Origin of the sequence: Rhodanobacter sp. MP7CTX1, from assembly GCF_014205795.1 — a bacterium.
Classification (GTDB): Bacteria; Pseudomonadota; Gammaproteobacteria; order Xanthomonadales; family Rhodanobacteraceae; genus Rhodanobacter.
In genome coordinates this window covers 257029-273957 of the sequence record NZ_JACHCN010000001.1, presented here as the reverse complement: position 1 = coordinate 273957, position 16929 = coordinate 257029, and the positions used below count along the sequence as shown (strand labels likewise).

Sequence of the window (16929 nt, the reverse complement as noted above, 5' to 3'; positions counted from 1 at the left end):
GGGCGCTCGGACATCCATCGAGAGCGACGCTGGAGCTTGCCGACCTGCAGGTCGGCACGGACCGGAAGATGGCGTTTCTCCACTCCAGTAGCCACTGGCAGTAGCTGCTGGTCGCAATGCCATCAGATTGAAGCTGAGTGGGCAGTGGGACTTTAACAATTCCTGCGCGCACTCAGTACGGAGGTTTTGCGTAACTGGCTGCCGTAGTTCTACGTACGGGTGAATGCGTCCGAATGAGTTCGGTTTCGTCGTTTCACATGGCGCATTCGACGCCCCTTTCTCGATCATGCCGTGACGACATTGATCAGGAGAGGGCTGGCGCAAGGGAGTGGGGGTCGCGGGAAAATGTTGCTCTTGTGGGAGCGACTTCAGTCGCGATGCTCTTAGGCACTTAGGCACTTAGGCACTAAAGCGCTGAAGCAAGAACTGCAAAGCCAAAAGCCAGAGCATCGCGACTGAAGTCGCTCCCACAAGATCGCTCGCTCTTGAGTTTCTCCGTGACGACGATACCTTGCAGCTGTGCGAGGTGTGCAGGCGATATCTGCAGGGTGCCCCGCCCTTGAATCTCGGCAAACCGCCAGCGCACCAAAACCAGGTTGCCAGCCGATCCGCAGAGGAAGAAACTCCAGAGATACCTATCGCCGCCGGGTCGCATCATGACGCTACTCGAAACACGCAGGGCACAACTCTTTCCTGTGCTTAACGCAACGCAGCTGGCGCTGGTCGGCCGTTTCGCGATGGCGCCGCCACGACGCTTCGAGGCTGGCGAGACCCTTTATGCGGTGGGTGAGCGCAACGCTTCGGTGTTCGTGGTGACGGCCGGTGACGTGCTGGCTAGCCGGCGGCAGGTGACTGGCAAGGAAGAGCTCATTGCCATTCTCGGCGTTGGCGGTTTCACCGGCGAAATCAGTCAGCTCGGCGGTCGGTCCGCATTGGCCACCGTACGTGCGGGAACACAGGGCTGCGAGGTCCTGTCTTTCGACACGACGCATTTGCGCGCGCTCATCATTGGCTCCGCCGATATCGGCGAAATCGTGATGCGCGCTTTCATCCTGCGTCGCACCTCGCTGATTTACGAGGGCGCTGGCTCCATCCTGGCCGGTCGTCAGGGCGATCCCGCGCTGGTCCATCTCGAGGGCTTTCTGTCACGTAACGGTTACCCCTACTCCGTGCTGGACGTGGCTGACGGTGGCGATGGCCAGGCGTTGGTCGAACGCTTCGGCCTGCAAGATGACGACTTGCCCATCGTGCTGTGCCCCAATGGCGCATTGCTCAAGCGTCCGTCCGACGTCGAGGTGGGCGCCTGCGTCGGCATCACGCCAGAGATGGACCCGGAGCGCGTGTTCGACGTAGCCGTGGTCGGCGCTGGGCCGGCCGGCCTCGCTACTGCGGTGTACGCGGCCTCGGAGGGGTTGTCGGTGCTGGTACTCGACGCGTGCGCGTTCGGTGGGCAGGCCGGTGCATCGGCACGGATCGAGAACTATCTCGGCTTTCCCACCGGTATCTCCGGTCTTGCGCTGACCGCGCGTGCCTTTACCCAGGCGCAGAAATTCGGGGCGGAAATCGCTATCCCGGTCAACGTGACGTCACTGCAGTGCAAGGGACAACAGCCGGGCGACCTGTTCACGCTGCATCTGGAAAACGGCACCGGGGCCCGCGCGCGCGCCGTTGTGATTGCCTCGGGCGCGCGCTACCGTCGTCCGCAGATCGAGAACCTGGATCGTTTCGAGGGCGCTGGCGTGTCTTATTGGGCTTCGCCAGTGGAAGCACGACTGTGTGCGGGCGAGGAGATCGCCTTGATCGGCGCGGGCAACTCGGCGGGTCAAGCGGTGGTGTACCTCGCGCCGCAAGTCAGACACCTGCATCTTGTGGCCCGCGGCGAAGGACTTGAAGCGCGGATGTCGCGATATCTGGTTGAGCGCATCGCGGCACTTCCCAACGTCACCCTGCACACCCGCACCGAGGTCGTCACCCTGCACGGCAGCGAGTCGGGTCTGTCCGGAGCGACCTTCCGCCGGCACGACACCGGGGCCGAATGGACCGGACCGCTGCGGCACCTGTTCCTGTTTGCCGGCGCCGAGCCCAATACCGCCTGGCTGGAAGGCTGCGACGTACGGGTCGATGCCAAAGGATTTGTCTGTACCGGGCAACCCGGCAGTGGGCCGCTATGGTCAGCGATGGGCCGCGAGCCGATGGCACTGGAGACGACGACGCCAGGCGTGTTCGCCATCGGCGATGTGCGTGCAGGCTCCACCAAACGCGTGGCTGCCGCGGTGGGCGAAGGCGCACAGGTAGTCGCCGCCTTGCACCAGTTTCTTGCCAGCACCAAGGAGCGCGCACCATGAGCAAAGAGTGCCTCCACCTTGCGCACGTGGCCAACGTGATACCCGGAACGCGTGGTTGCGAGGAATGCCTCAAGACAGGTTCGACCTGGCTGCACCTCAGGCTGTGCCGCAGCTGCGGCCACGTGGGCTGCTGCGATCAGTCGCCCGGGCGCCATGCGACCGCGCATTTCCACGCTACCCAACACCCCATTATCGAGGGCTACGATCCGCCCGAGGGCTGGGGTTGGTGCTACGTCGACGAAATCTTCTTCGAGCTGCCGAACCAGACACCTCAGAAAGGGCCGATTCCGCGATTCTACTGACGCGCCGTTGGTGACGCCGCGCCATAAAAAAAGGGCCGCGCAATCCGTTTGCGCGACCCTCAGGGGATAAAACGTCACTCAGAACTTGACGGTGACCCGGCCGAAGAAGAAGCGGCCAATCGTGTCGAAGTCACTTGGATCGGTATTCGCATTGAGCGTGTTATTGGCAAATAGAAACGGCGGCTGCTTGTCGAAGACATTGTTGACGCCAAACTCGACGCGCGTATTCAACGGTTCGATGTTGTAGCCCAGCGTGACATCGTTGTAGGTGGTCGCACCGAACTTGTACACCGCACCTTGAATCGTGCAGTAGCTGCCGAAGTAGCACGAACCATCCGGATGCACGTCCTGCGACGGGCTCTGCGAACCCATCTGGAAGCGACCGATGTAGCGCAGGCGCCACGACGCGTCCCAATTACCCAGTCTCCAATTCACGTAGCCCTGGCCCTTCCAGCGCGGGAACAAGCAGTTGCCGGCAGCACCCGGACAGGCCGCAGCCTGAGCAGAGCCGAATGGCATGTAATGCCCGGCGTCGTTGTAGGTGACGTTGGCGGGCGTTCCGGGTGCCGTTTGCTCGTTGTAGTACTTCATGTAGGTGGTGTTGAGGCCTACGCTGAACTGGCCGAACGAGAACTCCGGCAGCTTGTAATTCAGCGAGAAATCGACGCCACCGGTGCTGGCGGTGCCGAGGTTGACCGTGGGCTGCAGGGTATTCGGCGCGATCTGTCCCTGATTGACTCCGCTGTCGACGCGATGGATGAACTGGCAGTAGAAGAGCTGCCCTGCCGAGCACAGGTCGAGCTCGCTTTGCAGTGCAATCGGGGTGATGACGTCATTCAGATACAGATGCCAGAAATCCACCGTGGCGGACAGGCCAGGGGCCCACGCCGGACTATAGACGGCACCAAAATCGAAGGTCTTGCCCTGTTCCGGCTTGAGCGCGACGCCTGCATATTGGGCACCTGTCGCGAGCGTAGCGGCCTGCACACCGGTAACCACGTTGGTGTTTTTGAAGCTGCCGTCGGTAGGTACATTGACGCAGGCGGGATCGACCGGCGTGCCGGTATAGCCGGTGCAAGGATCGGTGGAGAGCCTGGGTGCCGAGGAAGCCGGTGACCCGAACACTTCAAAGAGGTTCGGCGCGCGGAACACCTCGGCCACCGTGCCGCGCAGCAACAGATCATCGATTGGTTTGTATTCGATGGCGACCTTCACGTTGTTGGTGGTACCGGACATGCTGTAACTGGAAAAGCGGTCGCCGATGTCGACGTTGAGCGATTTGATGAATGGCAGATCGTTCAGAATCGGGATGAATAGTTCGGCGTAGGCCTCCTTCACGTTGTAGCCGCCCTGCAAGCCCGAGGCGCACTGGCTGCCCAAAGTGCAGGTGCCGGTGGCCGGATCGATGGTCAGCAAGCCATCGACTTTGGCGTCCACGTATTCCTTGCGATAGTCCCCACCCACCGCCAGGTTGACGGTACCGGCAGGCAGGTCGAACAGACCACCATTGAGGTCGACGTGCCAGATCTTCTCGATCTGGGTAGCCGTGGCAAGACCTGGCGAGGACGCCGCCTGAAGCGCGGCGAGCGACTGCCGGGTGTTGGTGTCGAACGGGTTGAACGGAATGCAGCCGACGATGATGTTGCCCGGCGTACCGCAAACCACCGCACCCGAGGCCGGATCCAGGAAGGAGGGACCGGCCTCCTGATTCAGGATATTCAGATTCACCAATTTCGTGACCGTGGTGGTCGAGCTGACATGCCCATAGTCCAGGCCCGCGTCCCACTGCCAGGTCTGGCTGCCAATCGGGAAGTCGCCCTTGAGTCCGGTATGGACCTCTCCGGTGGTGATGCCGGCGAAGGTTTCGCGCAGGCCCAATGATGTGAGGCGCACACCAAAATCGCTTGCGCCATTCGCGTACTGGACACCAAACGGATTGAAGAAGTTATCGGGCGAAATGACCAGTCCGCCGGCGGTGGTCAAGGGGTCCGGTGCCAACGCAAAGTTGGAAGCCGTCTTGTCGACGTAGGCGTCCAGATAGGCGATGACATGATCGGTCAGATTGTAGTTGCCCATGATGAACGCATTGGTGCGCTCCTGCGGCGTCAGGATCAGGTTCACCGTCGCGTAGTTGTACTTGTCGCTGGCCGGACCATTGTTCTGGAAGCAATGGTAGTCAGCGGGGGCATCGGTGCCCGCTCCCGGGTTATGCGCCAGGTAACCGCAAGTGGGGATGGAGCCGAAAGCCGACTGGAAAGCCGGGTTGGTGGTTCCCGTCAGCTGGATATGTCCGTTCGCCCCCGAGGAGGAACCGCCAATGTTCCCGGTGACCGGCTGCGGTGCGGACGGGCCCCGTCCATTCGTGCCATACAACGACACCGCGTTCCTGGAGAACTTGCGACTGCCGGCCTCGATGCCATCGGTCTTGTTGTAGTCCACGCCGCCCATGATGTTGCCTTTGTCGGACGTCTGGCCAAACGTGAAACTGTAACCCTGCTGCTCGCCGTCGTTATGGTCGGACTGACCAAAGTTCGCAGAGAACTCTGCGCCCTGGTAATTCTTTCGCAGGATGAAGTTGACCACACCGCCGATCGCGTCGGAACCGTAGACCGAAGACGCGCCGGTAGTCAGCACATCGATGTGATCGATCATCGAAGCCGGGATCGAGTTCGGATCCACGCCGCCAGCAATGAGTGGATTGCCGATGATGCGATGGCCATCGACCAGGATTAGCGTGCGGTTTGGACCCAGGCCGCGCAGACCGATGGTGCTGGCGCCGGTGCCACCGCCGTTGTTGACCGAAGGATTGACGTTGCCGCCGGTCACCGCCGGTAAATCCTGCACCAGATCGCCCAGCGTCAGCTTCCCGCTGGCCTGGATCGCCGCGCGATCGATGGTGACGACCGGGCTGGCCGTTTCCAGATCCACGCGACGAATGTGAGAACCGGTAACCACCACGGTCTGCAAGGTAGATGCTTTTTGAGGAGCGGCCGGAGTGGTATTGCCCTGCGTCGGCGCGGGTTGATTCTGTGCGAATGCCGCGCTCGTGGCGCCCGCCGTGACGACTGCACCCAACGAAAGTGCCATACGGACTGCTGAGGAAAGCCTTGTGGCCCCAAGTTTCATGAAAACGTCCTCCGATTTATTATCGACCATGGGTCGGAATGCTTCCGCCCAAACCCGTAATTCAGCCAACATCCGAGGTCGGCCAGTCCACTGGCACGGTAACGTCAACAGTTGATCGTTATCGCCATGTAGAAATCAGTCGAACAGTCATTATCAAGATCGCGACGGGATGGAAAACATCTATCCCGCCTTGTCCAGCAACCGGGTCGTCAGTTCGATCAGGACATCACGCTCCATGACGACTTCATGCAGCCGCGTCTTCAATTCAGCGACCTCACCCAACCGCGATCTGTTATTGCGAAATCGCTTGACCCATATCAGAACGGTCTCGTTCCGAATGTGGAACTTGGACGCAACCTCCGAAGCCGAGTAGCGCTTCTCAATCACCAAGCGAACGGCCTCGGCCCTTAATTCATACGAATAGAATTTAGTACGCATGGGCATACCAATCGTGTCGATTGAAATTGAATGGTAAAACTCAAGACAAATTGTGCGTTTATTAAGTCACCAACAAACTTGTCAGGAATTGCAGCTCATGATCTACGCATACATCACAAACCGCACAATCGATCTTGCAACGACGGCTTCACGATATATGAACTAAGACATTTTTTACATGACCAATCGGGCTATTTTTTTCATAGCCAATCGGAATAAATCGTTAAAATTCATAGCCAATTCAGCGGCTATTTTTTTACCAATTCTCAGGCGTGTGTGAGCTTGACAAGCTCTCGGATCGACCTGAGTGCGCACAGCTGGTTCATGCCATCGCTGATGTGTCAGATCATTGACCTGTCCTGGATCGATGTCACGCGCAGCTCACCGGACAGTTCGGCGTGGCCGTAGCTGCAGACTGTCGAATTCGGCGTTCGGCGGTTTCCGGTCCGACATCAGCCGATCGGCGGGAGTGCTTCGGATCTTTCATCGGTGTAACGAACCGCAGAAGTCAAGAATGCGGGCGCACGCCCGCGGTCCGCGTATGCGTAGGCACATGCGTACGCAACTATTGTCGAAGCACCTATGCTTGATGTCCGATGCCCGTCGTTCAATGTCCTGCGTCAGAAGTAGCCACCCTGGTTGCATCAAAGTGCCCGTGTCAGAGCACTAACGTAATGCTTGGAGTCTGTTGAAAGCGAATGACGGCATGGGATGGCGGCATGGGGTGGATGAGCATTGGCGGTGCCTTGAATGCGCCATGCCTTTGCTTCTGCATCCTGCAACTTGCCCAACTATCGCCGTCGTCAGCGAGATTTTTCAGTGGCCGTGCCGATCCAGCAACGCGCCCATCGATAGCCCATAGGTCACGTCGAAGTTCTGTCCTCGCGCCTCTACAATCCAAGCAGCAGAGCTTCCATCTTGCTGACGGCGATCTCACCCACTTCAGCAGCAGTCAGCTCTGGAAACTCTCGGCAGGGTCGTCGCTCCCCATCGCGCTTGACCCTGCACGGAACTGCCAACTCTTCTGCCATCACTGATGCAATTGAGAGGCGTTGATCTGTATGTTTCTTGAGCTTGACGGACACGGACCGCACTACGCTCAGCTGACCCGCGCGATCAAGGCGGCTGTCCTGAGTGGGCGTCTGGCGTCCGGCTCGCGCCTGCCACCGACTCGCGCGCTGGCACAGGAACTTGGTCTGTCGCGAATTACCGTCCTCGCAGCCTACGAACAATTGCGCGGCGATGGTTTCATCACGGGTCGGGTGGGTTCGGGTAGCTTTGTCTCCACTCTGCAGCTCACGCCCGCCTTGCCTCCTCCGGAATCCACGGTCGCCCCACCATCGCGCTATGCCAAGCGCTCGCGGGCGGTCCATGACCGAATGATTCCTCTTTTACACAATGGTCTGCCCTACAACCTGCAATATGGAAACCCGCTGACCAATCCCGCACTGAATACAGCCTGGGGCCGCGAACTGGCACACGCCGCCGCTTACACGCCAATGCGAGGCGTCGGCACCCAGGGCCTGGAGGCTTTGCGCCAACAGGTATGCGATTACCTGGCGCGGCGGCGCGGCATCAAGGTCTTTCCGGAAAACGTGTTGATCGTCAATGGTACCCAGCAAGCCTACGCGTTGAGCGCGCGCGTACTCATCGACGAAAATGACGTCGTGGTGATGGAGGAACCGCATTATTTCGCGGCGTATCAGGCACTGGCCGCCCACGGAGCAGCCATCCACGTGGTACGCACCGACAACGACGGCATCGTCTGTGACGAACTGCCCGCGATTGCTCCGAGATTGGTCTGCGTAACACCTTCCCACCAGTTTCCGAGCGGCGTCGTTTTGTCACTGCCGCGGCGGTTGCAACTGTTGCGTTATGCAGCATCGAAACAGTGCTGGGTCCTGGAAGACGACTACGACGGTGAGTTCCGCTATGACGGCCATCCGTTGGCTGCACTGCGCTCGCTCGATAACGGCGACCGCGTCATCTACGTCGGCACGTTTACGAAGGCGCTGTTCGGCTCGCTCCGATTGGGCTATATGGTGATGCCCGCGGCACTGCGCCAGGATTTCATCACCGCGAAGTACTACAGCGACATCTCCTCGTCAGGCATCGAGCAAACGGCGCTGGCGCATTTCATGGGTAACGGTGGTTTCGAACGGCATTTGCGACTCACGCGCAAAGAGCTGCAGGCACGTCGCGAGGCGTTGGTCGACAGTCTGCGCCGACATGCCGGCGATCGGGTCGATATTGTCGATACACCCGCCGGCATGCATGTCGTCGTCTGGCTTCGCCACTACGACTACGCACTCGCTGACGCACTCGTCGCGCTGGCCCACGCGCGCGGGCTCGGCTTGCATCCGATGGCACCACACTATTTGAAAAAGCCACCACGCCCAGGTTTGATACTTGGTTACTGCAGCCTGTCGCCGAGTGCACTGCGTGAGGCAATGAAGCTGTTCGGCGAATGCCTGGATGTGATCGACGCCAAAGCGCGAGGGTCACTTCACGTCGCCTGACGTGGCTCGAAAGCTCCGATCCCGGTAACGACCGGCAACTTCCTCGCGCACACGGACTATCCGGGAGCAGTCCAGACGGACCTGCCTTGAATTCACATCACGGGTGGATCCGTCGGATTGGGCATCGGCGGATCGGTGGGATTGGGCACAGGCGGATCAGTAGGGATCGGCATCGGTGGATCGGTCGGCGTGGGTGGTTGCGGATCGATCGGAATGGGTGGTGCCGGATCGATCGGCCTGGAAGGTGGTGGATCGATCGGGCTGGAACCGGCCACCGTTGAACGCGGTGTTTCACCGAAGCCATCGATTCCCTTGACGAACGTCTTGCTCATACTCGTTGCTCCTGACTTATCCAGGAAGCAGCGTTCACCACGCGATGTCACGGGAACGAGAATTATGCGTGGCTTTGCACGGGACGCGTCAGCGAAGCGCTTCGCTTCAGCCGATGAGTCAACAAGACGTGCACTCCAACCCACGCAAGCGTCACAGGCTGTCCACACCGCTCAGAAGAGCATCCACCACGGCGCCCGGGCTGCGAAGTCCTGGCTGTTTGGATGACTGTCAACAGAGGGTGAACACCATGGGTGCTACTGATCGAGCAACTGGCTCCGAAGCAGGTAAACAAAAGGGCGGCATTGGGTATGTGCTGTTATGGCTGATGGGTGTCCCGATTCCGCTGCTGATTCTTTTCGCGCTCTTGCGTGGATGTGCGTGAAGCGTGCCGTACGCGTTGCGTGTGGTGCGATGCCTGCTCACTTGAAGGGAGATGACAATGTCTTATGTTCCAGATCATTCGATCGCAGCCGTTGAACGAGGCCTGCATCCAACAATGAAGTTTCGGGCTGTGATTGCTGGTTGGCTGGTCGCGACGGGCGTGGCTGGTCTTCTTTACATCGCGGGGCTCGCCCTGGGCTTTTCCAGTTTTGACGCGTGGCACGCTGCGGGCAGTGCCAAGGGAATCGGTATTGGGACGGCTATCTGGTTGGTCATCACCTGGGTCGCCGCGCTGTTTCTCGGCGGCATGTTCGCGAGTTGGTTTGACGGCCGAAACGACGACACCATGGGCGCGCTGCACGGCGTAACGGTCTGGGGGTTGTCTGTCACCACCACGGCGTTGTGGGTCGCATTGGGGCTGGCACACTCCATGTCCGGCCACGGCGGTATGGGCGGCATGCACGACGGCGGGCCAAACCCGCACGAAGGCGGGCCTGCGGCCATGGCAGGCCACGGCGCCGTTGCCGTCCTTGACGCGAACATCGCGTACCAGCTTACGGGTCGCGAACGTGGTGGTTCTGATCCGATCGTGGCTGCATTGATTGCCAATCAGGACGATACCGCCAGCGCGCTGCTGGCCGCAGACACCGGAACGACCCAGGCCAGTGCGGCGCAATCGCTGCAGCGTCTCGCTCCGCAGATCGATGCGGCTCGAGCTGAAACAAAAACGACGGCGGACCGCACTGCCCACTACGCCGCCCTTACGTTGTGGATCGCCTTCATCAGCGGCTTCCTTGCCCTGCTCGCTGCCGCGCTGGGCGGCTCGATGGGCGCGAGCCACATCCATCGCGTCTATCATCTTCGCCAATACCCAGCGGCCCCAGCCCGCCGCCTTGGTTAAGTTCCAGAACTTGGAAGAGGCCGGTCGAACCTTCGACCGGCCTCTTCGCTGGTTGACCATCTGGATGGTTCAGCGCTCTATTCGACTCGCGCGTACCGACCGACTGATCCGCATGCCCGCCGACGGATTCGCTTCCACGTTGCCAACCGAACTGGCCAACGCTTACTGCGCACAGGTGTCGAGTCTCAGGGCGCTTATGTTCACGTTGGAGCACCCATGCCCTGCCCCCTTCAACGCTGGAAGCTTCAGGATTTGGCAGAGACCACGAGCGAAGCCACACCCTCGATAAAGGTTGCAGCGGTATAGGGCTTGGACAGCACCGGACAGTCTTGAAACTGTGCCGGAATAGCATCAAGGCCACCACCGGTGGCGAAGGCGAATGGGACATCCAATTCACGCAGGCGCCCCGCCAGTGGAAAGACGGGCGCGTCACGAAGATTGATATCGAGAATGGCGGCGTCAAAGCGCTCCGTTTCCAGAATGTTCAGCGCTTCATCCAAACGATTCGCGGACGTCACGCGATAGCCCTCATCTGAAAGGATGTCTTCTAGCAACATGATGATGAACTCTTCATCTTCAGCAATCAGAATGTGTGGACCATCGCCCATGTTGACTTCCTCGGAATTGAATTTCTTTTGTGACCTATGCTCTGCCGGTCCCGATACTGGCGTTGACCGTGTGATCGCCGTGTCATCAAGCCACTGTCCATGCCGTTGCAAGCGAGGGAATGCCGCTTCGCACTACGGGTGCGCAAGTCTGCCCTGACCGTTGTCGATCAACCCGTCAATTGCGCTGAGTGCCAGGTGACAGACTTATGAAGCGTGCGCGCAAGCTCCTCCATCGAGTACGGCTTGTGAAGCAACTCGAACCCGAAGGTTCCACTCTGCGCAAGCACGTGGCTGTAACCACTGGTGAGCACGACGGGCAGATCACGGTAAAGGCGACGAATTTCCTGCCCCAGTTCTATGCCGCTCATTCCCGGCATGACAACGTCTGAAAACACGACGTCAAAGCGCGAGGCATTCCCTGCAAGTACGGCAAGCGCGTCCAACGCATTCGCCACCAACAACGTGGTGTGGCCAAGCTCCTGCAATGCTTGTGTTGAAAACGCACCGACTTCTTCATTGTCTTCGACGACAAGCACCTGGAGCCGGGTCCCCGCTAGCGCAACCTGAGACGCTTCTACCCGCTCACCGGTCGACAGTTCACCATAGACCCGTGGAAGGTAGAGCGTAAAAGCGGCCCCCTGCCCCTGTTCGCTTTGAACCTGTACCTCGCCACCCGATTGCTTGCTGAAGCCAAAAACCTGAGACAGGCCCAAGCCAGTGCCATGCCCGATTGGCTTGGTGGTAAAGAACGGCTCGAAAATCTCGTCCAGATTGTCTGCGGGAATGCCCTTCCCGCTATCAGCCACCGTCACGGCGACAAATTCGCCAGGACTCATCGGCTGTCCACGCAAGGGCGGCATCTGAGACACGCCGCGCACCTGGATCATCAACCTGCCGTCCCCACCCATTGCGTCGCGCGCATTGACGGCCAGATTCAGTAGCGCGGTATCGAACTGACTTGGATCCGCACAGACCAGGCAGGGTTCTTCGGGCAATTGCATGGTCAGGACGATGTGCGAGCCGGTCAGTGTTCGAATGATATTGGTGACGGACAGTACGCTCTGAACGACATCAAAGACCTCGGGTTTGAGTGCCTGGCGACGCGCGAAAGCAAGCAGCTGACCTGTCAGTTTCGTGGCGCGGCTCGCCGCATCTGCAATCGCTTCGACGTAGCGGGGGCGCCTGCTTTCCAGCGTAGTCGGCCGGCGCAGCATCTCCACCGAGCCGCAAATGATCGTCAACAGGTTGTTGAAGTCGTGGGCCACGCCTCCCGTGAGCTGACCCACAGCCTCCAGTTTCTGAGACTGTCGCAGTTGCGCCTGGGTGGTCTCCAGCGCCGCAGCTGCCTCCTTCTCCGCTGTGATGTGTCGACCGCTCGCGTAGATCAACTCACCCTCGGGAGCGCCGACCCAGGAGACCCATCGATAACTCCCGTCCTTGTGTCGACATCGATTTTCGACAGCCGACGCATGTTCCCTCACGGCCGCTGACAGCGCGTTGGTACTGAATGCGCGATCGTCGGGGTGTACGAATTCGAGATAGTGACGACCGACAACTTCTTCGGGCTTCCACTCCAGCACCGTCGTCCAGGCGGTGTTCACCGCCCTGAAGATTCCGTTCGACCCCAGGACAGCCTGAAGATCCTGAGAATTGTTCCAGGCGCGATCTCTCTCCCTGGTGCGCTCTTCCACACGCCGCTCGAGCGTCTCATTGAGTTCGAGTAGCGCTGCTCGCGTGCGCCGTTGTTCCGTGACATCGATAAAGGTACACAGAGCGCCATCAAGCCTGCCGTGTCTAATGATCGGGTGAACCCAGTACTCCACCGCAAGCGATGAACCATCGACGCGAAAAAATACTTCGTCCGTCACATGGGCAGACTTGCCTTCGCTCGCACATAGATAGATGGGGCACTCCTGAAGAGGATAGTGCTCACCGCATGGATGCGAATGATGAATGACTTCATGCAGTCTCAGCCCCAACGCCTGGGTTTCGTTATCGAAGCCCAACATGCTGAGAAAGGCAGCGTTGCACAGAGTGGTATTTCCATCGCAATCGACGGCATAGAAGCCTTCCGATGTCGATGCCAGCAAGAGGCGAATGTAGGCCTCGCTTTCGCGCAACGACTCAGCTGTTCGATGGACATCGGTGACATCGTAACCACCGACGAAAATGCCGGTCACCTGACCGTCGTCATCTCTGATCGGCTCATAGAGAAGATCGATTCGGCGATCCTCCTGTTCTCCGGACAATCGAATCGGTGCCGATGACATCGAGAAGGCCTCGCCGGTCGAATAAACCTCGTCGAGACGTTCGAAAAACCCCTGATCGTGCAACTCCGGAAACACATCACGGACGCTGCGGCCAATGAAACCGCGTGGCCCGGCGATGCGTACATAAGCATCGTTGACATACTGATATAAGTGCGCCGACCCGGAAAGCACCGCCACGAATCCAGGCATCTGCTGCAGCAGGCGCCGTTGCCGCTGTCGCTCAGCCTCCAGCCGACGCTGGGCGAAAACCTGCTCTGTCGTTTCCGTGCACGCACAATACAAACCTTTGACCGTACCGTTCGCGTCCCGCACCGGAGTGTAGGAAAAGACGAAATGCGCTTCACTGGTAGCACGGCTTCGACGATCCAGCGTGACCGTAATGTCTTCCATGTGAACGGCGTGCCCTTCGGATACCCTCTGAAAGAGCGGCGACACGGTGTCCCACGCCTCGGCGAAAACTTCGTGAAATGGCTGACCAAGACTTTCGGGATGTTTGTCGCCGACTATCTCGATGAAAGCATCGTTGTACAGAAGTGTTCTCGCTTCACCCCACGTGATGAACATCGGCTGCCCCGCGTTCAGCATCACGTTGATGAGCGTCTTCAGCTCGGGAGCCCAGTGCAAAGGCGGACCGATCGGACTGTCGGTCCAGTCGCGGGAGAGGATGATCGCTCCTACTTCTCCACCATTGGCCAGGAAGTAAGGCAGCTCCCCCATCGAACCTCGGGCATGGGTTGAACGTTCGCTGACATCGGCCATGGTCTGCGCTTCCTCTTATTCGATGTGCGGCGGCCCGCCCCCATCTTGCATGACGAATTGAACATTCACACGTACATCACCCTTGGTTGGTACTTCGTCGTGCGGTGGTGCAGTAGAGCATGAAATCCAGGCGTGTTTGTTTCCCTGGCGTCCAGACTCTCGAGGTTTCTTTGCTTCTCGGTTTTTTCACTGCAACGCAAGCACGCTCGGCACAAATACCAGGAGACAACGCCGTGCTGCAGCTCAATCCTCCCATTCCGATGAATACGCCAAAGGGCGAAGGGTTTGCGCATATCCTGATCGACTATGGACCCGAATCCGATCTGTACTGGACCGTACTCATCACGGCAACGGGCGAAATATGGACTTATGCAAATCGCCACGTCCGGGCGTCCAAGAACATCACCCTTGGACGTACCGACCCTTCTCCTCCGACAACAGGCGGATCCGATCCGATTCCCATGCGACCGCGCAGCGTTGAAAGTCCGGAAAGGTCGTGAGACACAGGCCAACGGCGATTGCGTCGTTCATCTGGTTGGTGCGACCAGACGTATATGGCCGGTATTTACGGGCAACCAACACGTTCCAACGCCAGTCGCAGCGGCTAATTCATTAGTCGGACATCAGTTTGATTTCGCCGGAAGGCACCGGATAACCCTCGTGCAACTTGCCGAATTCGTCCAGGATGCAACCGATCTGGCCATGTATCCATGCATGATCTTCGCTGGCGGCGTCACTCGTGATGAGGTCTGCTTCACGCACGAAAGCCGACATGAAGTCGCCGCCACCAGGATACTTCTCGATCATGGCAGGCATGGATTTTTCGAGAACCAGCAGGATCTCATGAAATTGTACGCGGGATTTCGGCATGGCCATGTCCTCTTCTGATTTGGGACAAGCATTACCGCGACGACGTCAAGCTGGAGTCAAGTCGCATGGCACCAGCAGATACCGCGCGCCCGATCCGGCGAGACACGATCCGCTATCGGTTCGATGCATCATCGACTGCGTCCGCACTGACTATCGTCGACTTTCTTCGCACGTGAAAATGGCATCGCGATGTTCGGCATTTTTCCTCACGGTTTTCGCACGCAGGCGTCTCTATAAATTGCCCACCGCAATTCCGCGGGACGGAGAAAATCATGGACAAGAATCGTACTGAAGGCACCAAGCACGAAGTGAAAGGCGCCGTGAAGGAAGTGGTCGGCAAGGTGACCGGCAACAAGGCGAAGGAAGCTGCGGGCAACATTGAAAAGAACGTCGGCAAAGTACAGAAGGAAGTGGGCAAGTCTGCCGACAAGGCACGCGACGAGGCGAAGAAGCACTAATTGTGCCCATATCAGCGACGTCAAACCTCCCCGAATGGGAGGTTTGTCGTTGCCTTGGCTGCTTGCCCGAAGACGTTCGTGGGTTGGCGGCAATGATCTTGACCGCGGCTTGACGATAGGGACGCTATGTTTCGCCACATTCAACCACGTCATCATTGAGAATCAGGGGTTGACCCATGGCCAAGTCTCGCGACGAACTGCTGAACCTGCTGGATACCCTCGACAAGCATATGCCAATACTGATCAAGGCAAACCCTCGCGAGGTGGAGTTTTGGCAAGCGTTCTGGAGCGCATCCGACCCTATCGTCGGAGATGCCGGCCCATTCGACTACGATTGGGTCCTGATCAGGTTCGATCAAATCCTTGAAAGACACGGCAAGGTGCCGAGCCAAGACCTGTTGTCCGGCAGCGGCGGCCTATAGCCCGTCGTAAGTCCTGAAAGTTGAAGCCGGCACGCGCTACAGCCATGCGCTCGCAAGCGCCTATACTCGATGAATCGGGCGCTTGATCTCGATCCAATCAGGGGTACAGCATGAAAATTCAGCCAGTCGTTGTCGTCATCGACGATGACGTTGCCGTGCTGTCCGCCATTGAGGATATCCTCGAGGCAAAGACCGAATTTCTTGTTCAGACGTTCCGCACCTATAGCGAAGCGATGCAAATGCTGAGCGCCGGTCGCGTAGACATCGTGATCGCAGACATCATCCTGGGTACTGATGCTACTGGCATCGACGTGTGTATCGCCGCTGTTGAGCGACATCCGCAAATCGCTTTGATTTTGATCTCGGCCGATTCAGCTCGCGACCATGGTGGCTATCCACTTCGAACTGTGTGCCTACGCAAACCCTTCAGCGCCACCGAACTGATGGACGCGATTGCACAGGCTCAGGAAACGAGCGCCACAACCGAGCAAGAATAGTCCGCTGGCTAAACTGTGATTCGAAAATTTCATTCAGGACGAGTTCTTCCATGATCCAGGCGATCAACACGCCCACCAAGGTGACCCCGCGATTTCACGTCCGCTGGGTATTCGGCAGCGTAACCGAGGCCATGCGGCAACAACTGATAGCGTTCTGGCTACAAGAAGGAGCATTGACGAATCCGGATGAGGCCTGGTGGCGCTCGTGGGAAGTCGCGTGTGTTCTTCAGGAAGAAGAGAGCCATCATATCGTCGGCGTTTGCACCGTCGCGATTCGCATGGACGAACATAATCGGTCTTACGGATTTGTCCGCATGTTCATCCGTCCAGGCAGCCGACTGATCGGCCTGAATGTTAGCCTGATGGAACGGATGATCGAAGGTTTCACCGCACTCGCGCGCGAGCCCGGCGCTCCGCATCGCCTGATTGCCACGATCGAGAATCGCAAGCTCGAACGTCGAGGCGCTCAGCGAATCTTTGCAAGACTTGGTTTTGTCCATGTCGGAACGGCGCCAAATGGCGAACTCGTCATGCAGCGTGTTTTAACAACCTAGTTAGAAGTTCCTGGTGAGGCCGTCTCCATCAAACCTTCAATCCGTTTGCCCTGAGCGTAGCGCAACGAAGTCGAAGGCTCCTCGGAGCGTGCCCTTCGACTTCGCTGCGCTACGTTCAGGGCGAACGGAGAGGGGCGTACCAACAA

The 16929-nt window shown here is 58.8% G+C and carries 15 protein-coding genes; 9 read left to right on the top strand and 6 right to left on the bottom strand.

What is annotated here, in order from left to right:
• Nucleotides 1–656 precede the first annotated feature (656 nt).
• Together HDE77_RS01335 and HDE77_RS01330 are read left to right on the top strand one after the other, a co-directional pair.
• Entirely contained in the window at nt 657–2345 is a 1689-nt protein-coding gene (locus tag HDE77_RS01335; protein ID WP_184415341.1) for an FAD-dependent oxidoreductase, read from the top strand.
• Nucleotides 2342–2647, top strand: coding sequence for a UBP-type zinc finger domain-containing protein (locus HDE77_RS01330; protein ID WP_184415340.1), 306 nt, complete (start codon nt 2342–2344; stop codon nt 2645–2647). The genes HDE77_RS01335 and HDE77_RS01330 overlap by 4 nt, the downstream gene beginning before the upstream one ends.
• Nucleotides 2648–2725: 78 nt before the next feature.
• Here the strand turns inward: HDE77_RS01330 and HDE77_RS01325 are convergent, their stop codons facing one another.
• Together HDE77_RS01325 and HDE77_RS01320 are read right to left on the bottom strand one after the other, a co-directional pair.
• A complete protein-coding gene (locus tag HDE77_RS01325; protein ID WP_255482473.1) occupies nt 2726–5734 on the bottom strand; it encodes a TonB-dependent receptor in 3009 nt (1002 codons plus the stop codon).
• Nucleotides 5735–5953: 219 nt separating this feature from the next.
• Nucleotides 5954–6211: a helix-turn-helix domain-containing protein gene (locus HDE77_RS01320; protein ID WP_184415338.1), complete on the bottom strand. Its 258-nt coding sequence runs from the start codon at nt 6209–6211 to the stop codon at nt 5954–5956.
• A 1061-nt stretch (nt 6212–7272) separates the two neighbouring features.
• On the opposite strand from HDE77_RS01320, the gene HDE77_RS01315 reads away from it, so the two are divergent.
• Nucleotides 7273–8730, top strand: coding sequence for a PLP-dependent aminotransferase family protein (locus tag HDE77_RS01315; RefSeq protein WP_184415337.1), 1458 nt, complete (start codon nt 7273–7275; stop codon nt 8728–8730).
• A gap of 92 nt (nt 8731–8822) precedes the next feature.
• Here HDE77_RS01315 and HDE77_RS01310 read toward each other — a convergent pair whose 3' ends face one another.
• Nucleotides 8823–9062, bottom strand: coding sequence for a hypothetical protein (locus HDE77_RS01310; protein WP_184415336.1), 240 nt, complete (start codon nt 9060–9062; stop codon nt 8823–8825).
• Nucleotides 9063–9559: 497 nt separating this feature from the next.
• Between HDE77_RS01310 and HDE77_RS01305 the strand changes: the two genes are divergently transcribed.
• Nucleotides 9560–10345, top strand: a complete 786-nt coding sequence (locus HDE77_RS01305; protein ID WP_255482472.1) for a hypothetical protein — start codon at nt 9560–9562, stop codon at nt 10343–10345.
• A gap of 245 nt (nt 10346–10590) precedes the next feature.
• On the opposite strand, the gene HDE77_RS01300 is transcribed toward HDE77_RS01305, so the two are convergent.
• A complete protein-coding gene (locus HDE77_RS01300) occupies nt 10591–10953 on the bottom strand; it encodes a response regulator (RefSeq protein ID WP_184415334.1) in 363 nt (120 codons plus the stop codon).
• Nucleotides 10954–11120: 167 nt separating this feature from the next.
• Entirely contained in the window at nt 11121–13982 is a 2862-nt protein-coding gene (locus HDE77_RS01295) for a PAS domain-containing protein (RefSeq protein WP_184415333.1), read from the bottom strand.
• A 119-nt stretch (nt 13983–14101) separates the two neighbouring features.
• Here HDE77_RS01295 and HDE77_RS20275 point away from each other — a divergent pair, with 119 nt between their 5' ends.
• Nucleotides 14102–14482: a hypothetical protein gene (locus tag HDE77_RS20275; protein ID WP_221444065.1), complete on the top strand. Its 381-nt coding sequence runs from the start codon at nt 14102–14104 to the stop codon at nt 14480–14482.
• Between the two features lie 112 nt (nt 14483–14594).
• Here HDE77_RS20275 and HDE77_RS01285 read toward each other — a convergent pair whose 3' ends face one another.
• The gene (locus HDE77_RS01285) at nt 14595–14852 is read right to left on the bottom strand and encodes a hypothetical protein (protein ID WP_184415332.1); all 258 of its coding nucleotides are present in this window, start codon (nt 14850–14852) and stop codon (nt 14595–14597) included.
• Nucleotides 14853–15124: 272 nt separating this feature from the next.
• Here HDE77_RS01285 and HDE77_RS01280 point away from each other — a divergent pair, with 272 nt between their 5' ends.
• From HDE77_RS01280 to HDE77_RS01265, 4 genes are all read left to right on the top strand, one after another.
• Nucleotides 15125–15310, top strand: a complete 186-nt coding sequence (locus HDE77_RS01280; RefSeq protein ID WP_184415331.1) for a CsbD family protein — start codon at nt 15125–15127, stop codon at nt 15308–15310.
• Between the two features lie 176 nt (nt 15311–15486).
• The gene (locus tag HDE77_RS01275) at nt 15487–15732 is read left to right on the top strand and encodes a hypothetical protein (protein WP_184415330.1); all 246 of its coding nucleotides are present in this window, start codon (nt 15487–15489) and stop codon (nt 15730–15732) included.
• Between the two features lie 110 nt (nt 15733–15842).
• Entirely contained in the window at nt 15843–16229 is a 387-nt protein-coding gene (locus HDE77_RS01270) for a response regulator (RefSeq protein ID WP_184415329.1), read from the top strand.
• Between the two features lie 50 nt (nt 16230–16279).
• Nucleotides 16280–16783 carry a hypothetical protein gene (locus HDE77_RS01265; protein WP_184415328.1) on the top strand — a complete coding sequence of 168 codons (504 nt, stop codon included), beginning with the start codon at nt 16280–16282 and terminating at the stop codon, nt 16781–16783.
• Nucleotides 16784–16929: the final 146 nt, after the last annotated feature.

Excerpts from the sequence above, each read along its gene's own strand:
- HDE77_RS01325 (WP_255482473.1), bottom strand. The coding sequence starts at position 5,734 with ATGGCACTTTCGTTGGGTGCAGTCGTCACGGCGGGCGCCACGAGCGCG.
- HDE77_RS01310 (WP_184415336.1), bottom strand. The coding sequence starts at position 9,062 with ATGAGCAAGACGTTCGTCAAGGGAATCGATGGCTTCGGTGAAACACCG.
- HDE77_RS01285 (WP_184415332.1), bottom strand. The coding sequence starts at position 14,852 with ATGCCGAAATCCCGCGTACAATTTCATGAGATCCTGCTGGTTCTCGAA.
- HDE77_RS01300 (WP_184415334.1), bottom strand. The coding sequence starts at position 10,953 with ATGGGCGATGGTCCACACATTCTGATTGCTGAAGATGAAGAGTTCATC.
- HDE77_RS01335 (WP_184415341.1), top strand. The coding sequence starts at position 657 with ATGACGCTACTCGAAACACGCAGGGCACAACTCTTTCCTGTGCTTAAC.
- HDE77_RS01295 (WP_184415333.1), bottom strand. The coding sequence starts at position 13,982 with ATGGCCGATGTCAGCGAACGTTCAACCCATGCCCGAGGTTCGATGGGG.
- HDE77_RS01280 (WP_184415331.1), top strand. The coding sequence starts at position 15,125 with ATGGACAAGAATCGTACTGAAGGCACCAAGCACGAAGTGAAAGGCGCC.
- HDE77_RS01265 (WP_184415328.1), top strand. The coding sequence starts at position 16,280 with ATGATCCAGGCGATCAACACGCCCACCAAGGTGACCCCGCGATTTCAC.
- HDE77_RS01330 (WP_184415340.1), top strand. The coding sequence starts at position 2,342 with ATGAGCAAAGAGTGCCTCCACCTTGCGCACGTGGCCAACGTGATACCC.
- HDE77_RS01275 (WP_184415330.1), top strand. The coding sequence starts at position 15,487 with ATGGCCAAGTCTCGCGACGAACTGCTGAACCTGCTGGATACCCTCGAC.
- HDE77_RS01315 (WP_184415337.1), top strand. The coding sequence starts at position 7,273 with ATGTTTCTTGAGCTTGACGGACACGGACCGCACTACGCTCAGCTGACC.
- HDE77_RS20275 (WP_221444065.1), top strand. The coding sequence starts at position 14,102 with ATGAAATCCAGGCGTGTTTGTTTCCCTGGCGTCCAGACTCTCGAGGTT.
- HDE77_RS01270 (WP_184415329.1), top strand. The coding sequence starts at position 15,843 with ATGAAAATTCAGCCAGTCGTTGTCGTCATCGACGATGACGTTGCCGTG.
- HDE77_RS01305 (WP_255482472.1), top strand. The coding sequence starts at position 9,560 with ATGAAGTTTCGGGCTGTGATTGCTGGTTGGCTGGTCGCGACGGGCGTG.
- HDE77_RS01320 (WP_184415338.1), bottom strand. The coding sequence starts at position 6,211 with ATGCGTACTAAATTCTATTCGTATGAATTAAGGGCCGAGGCCGTTCGC.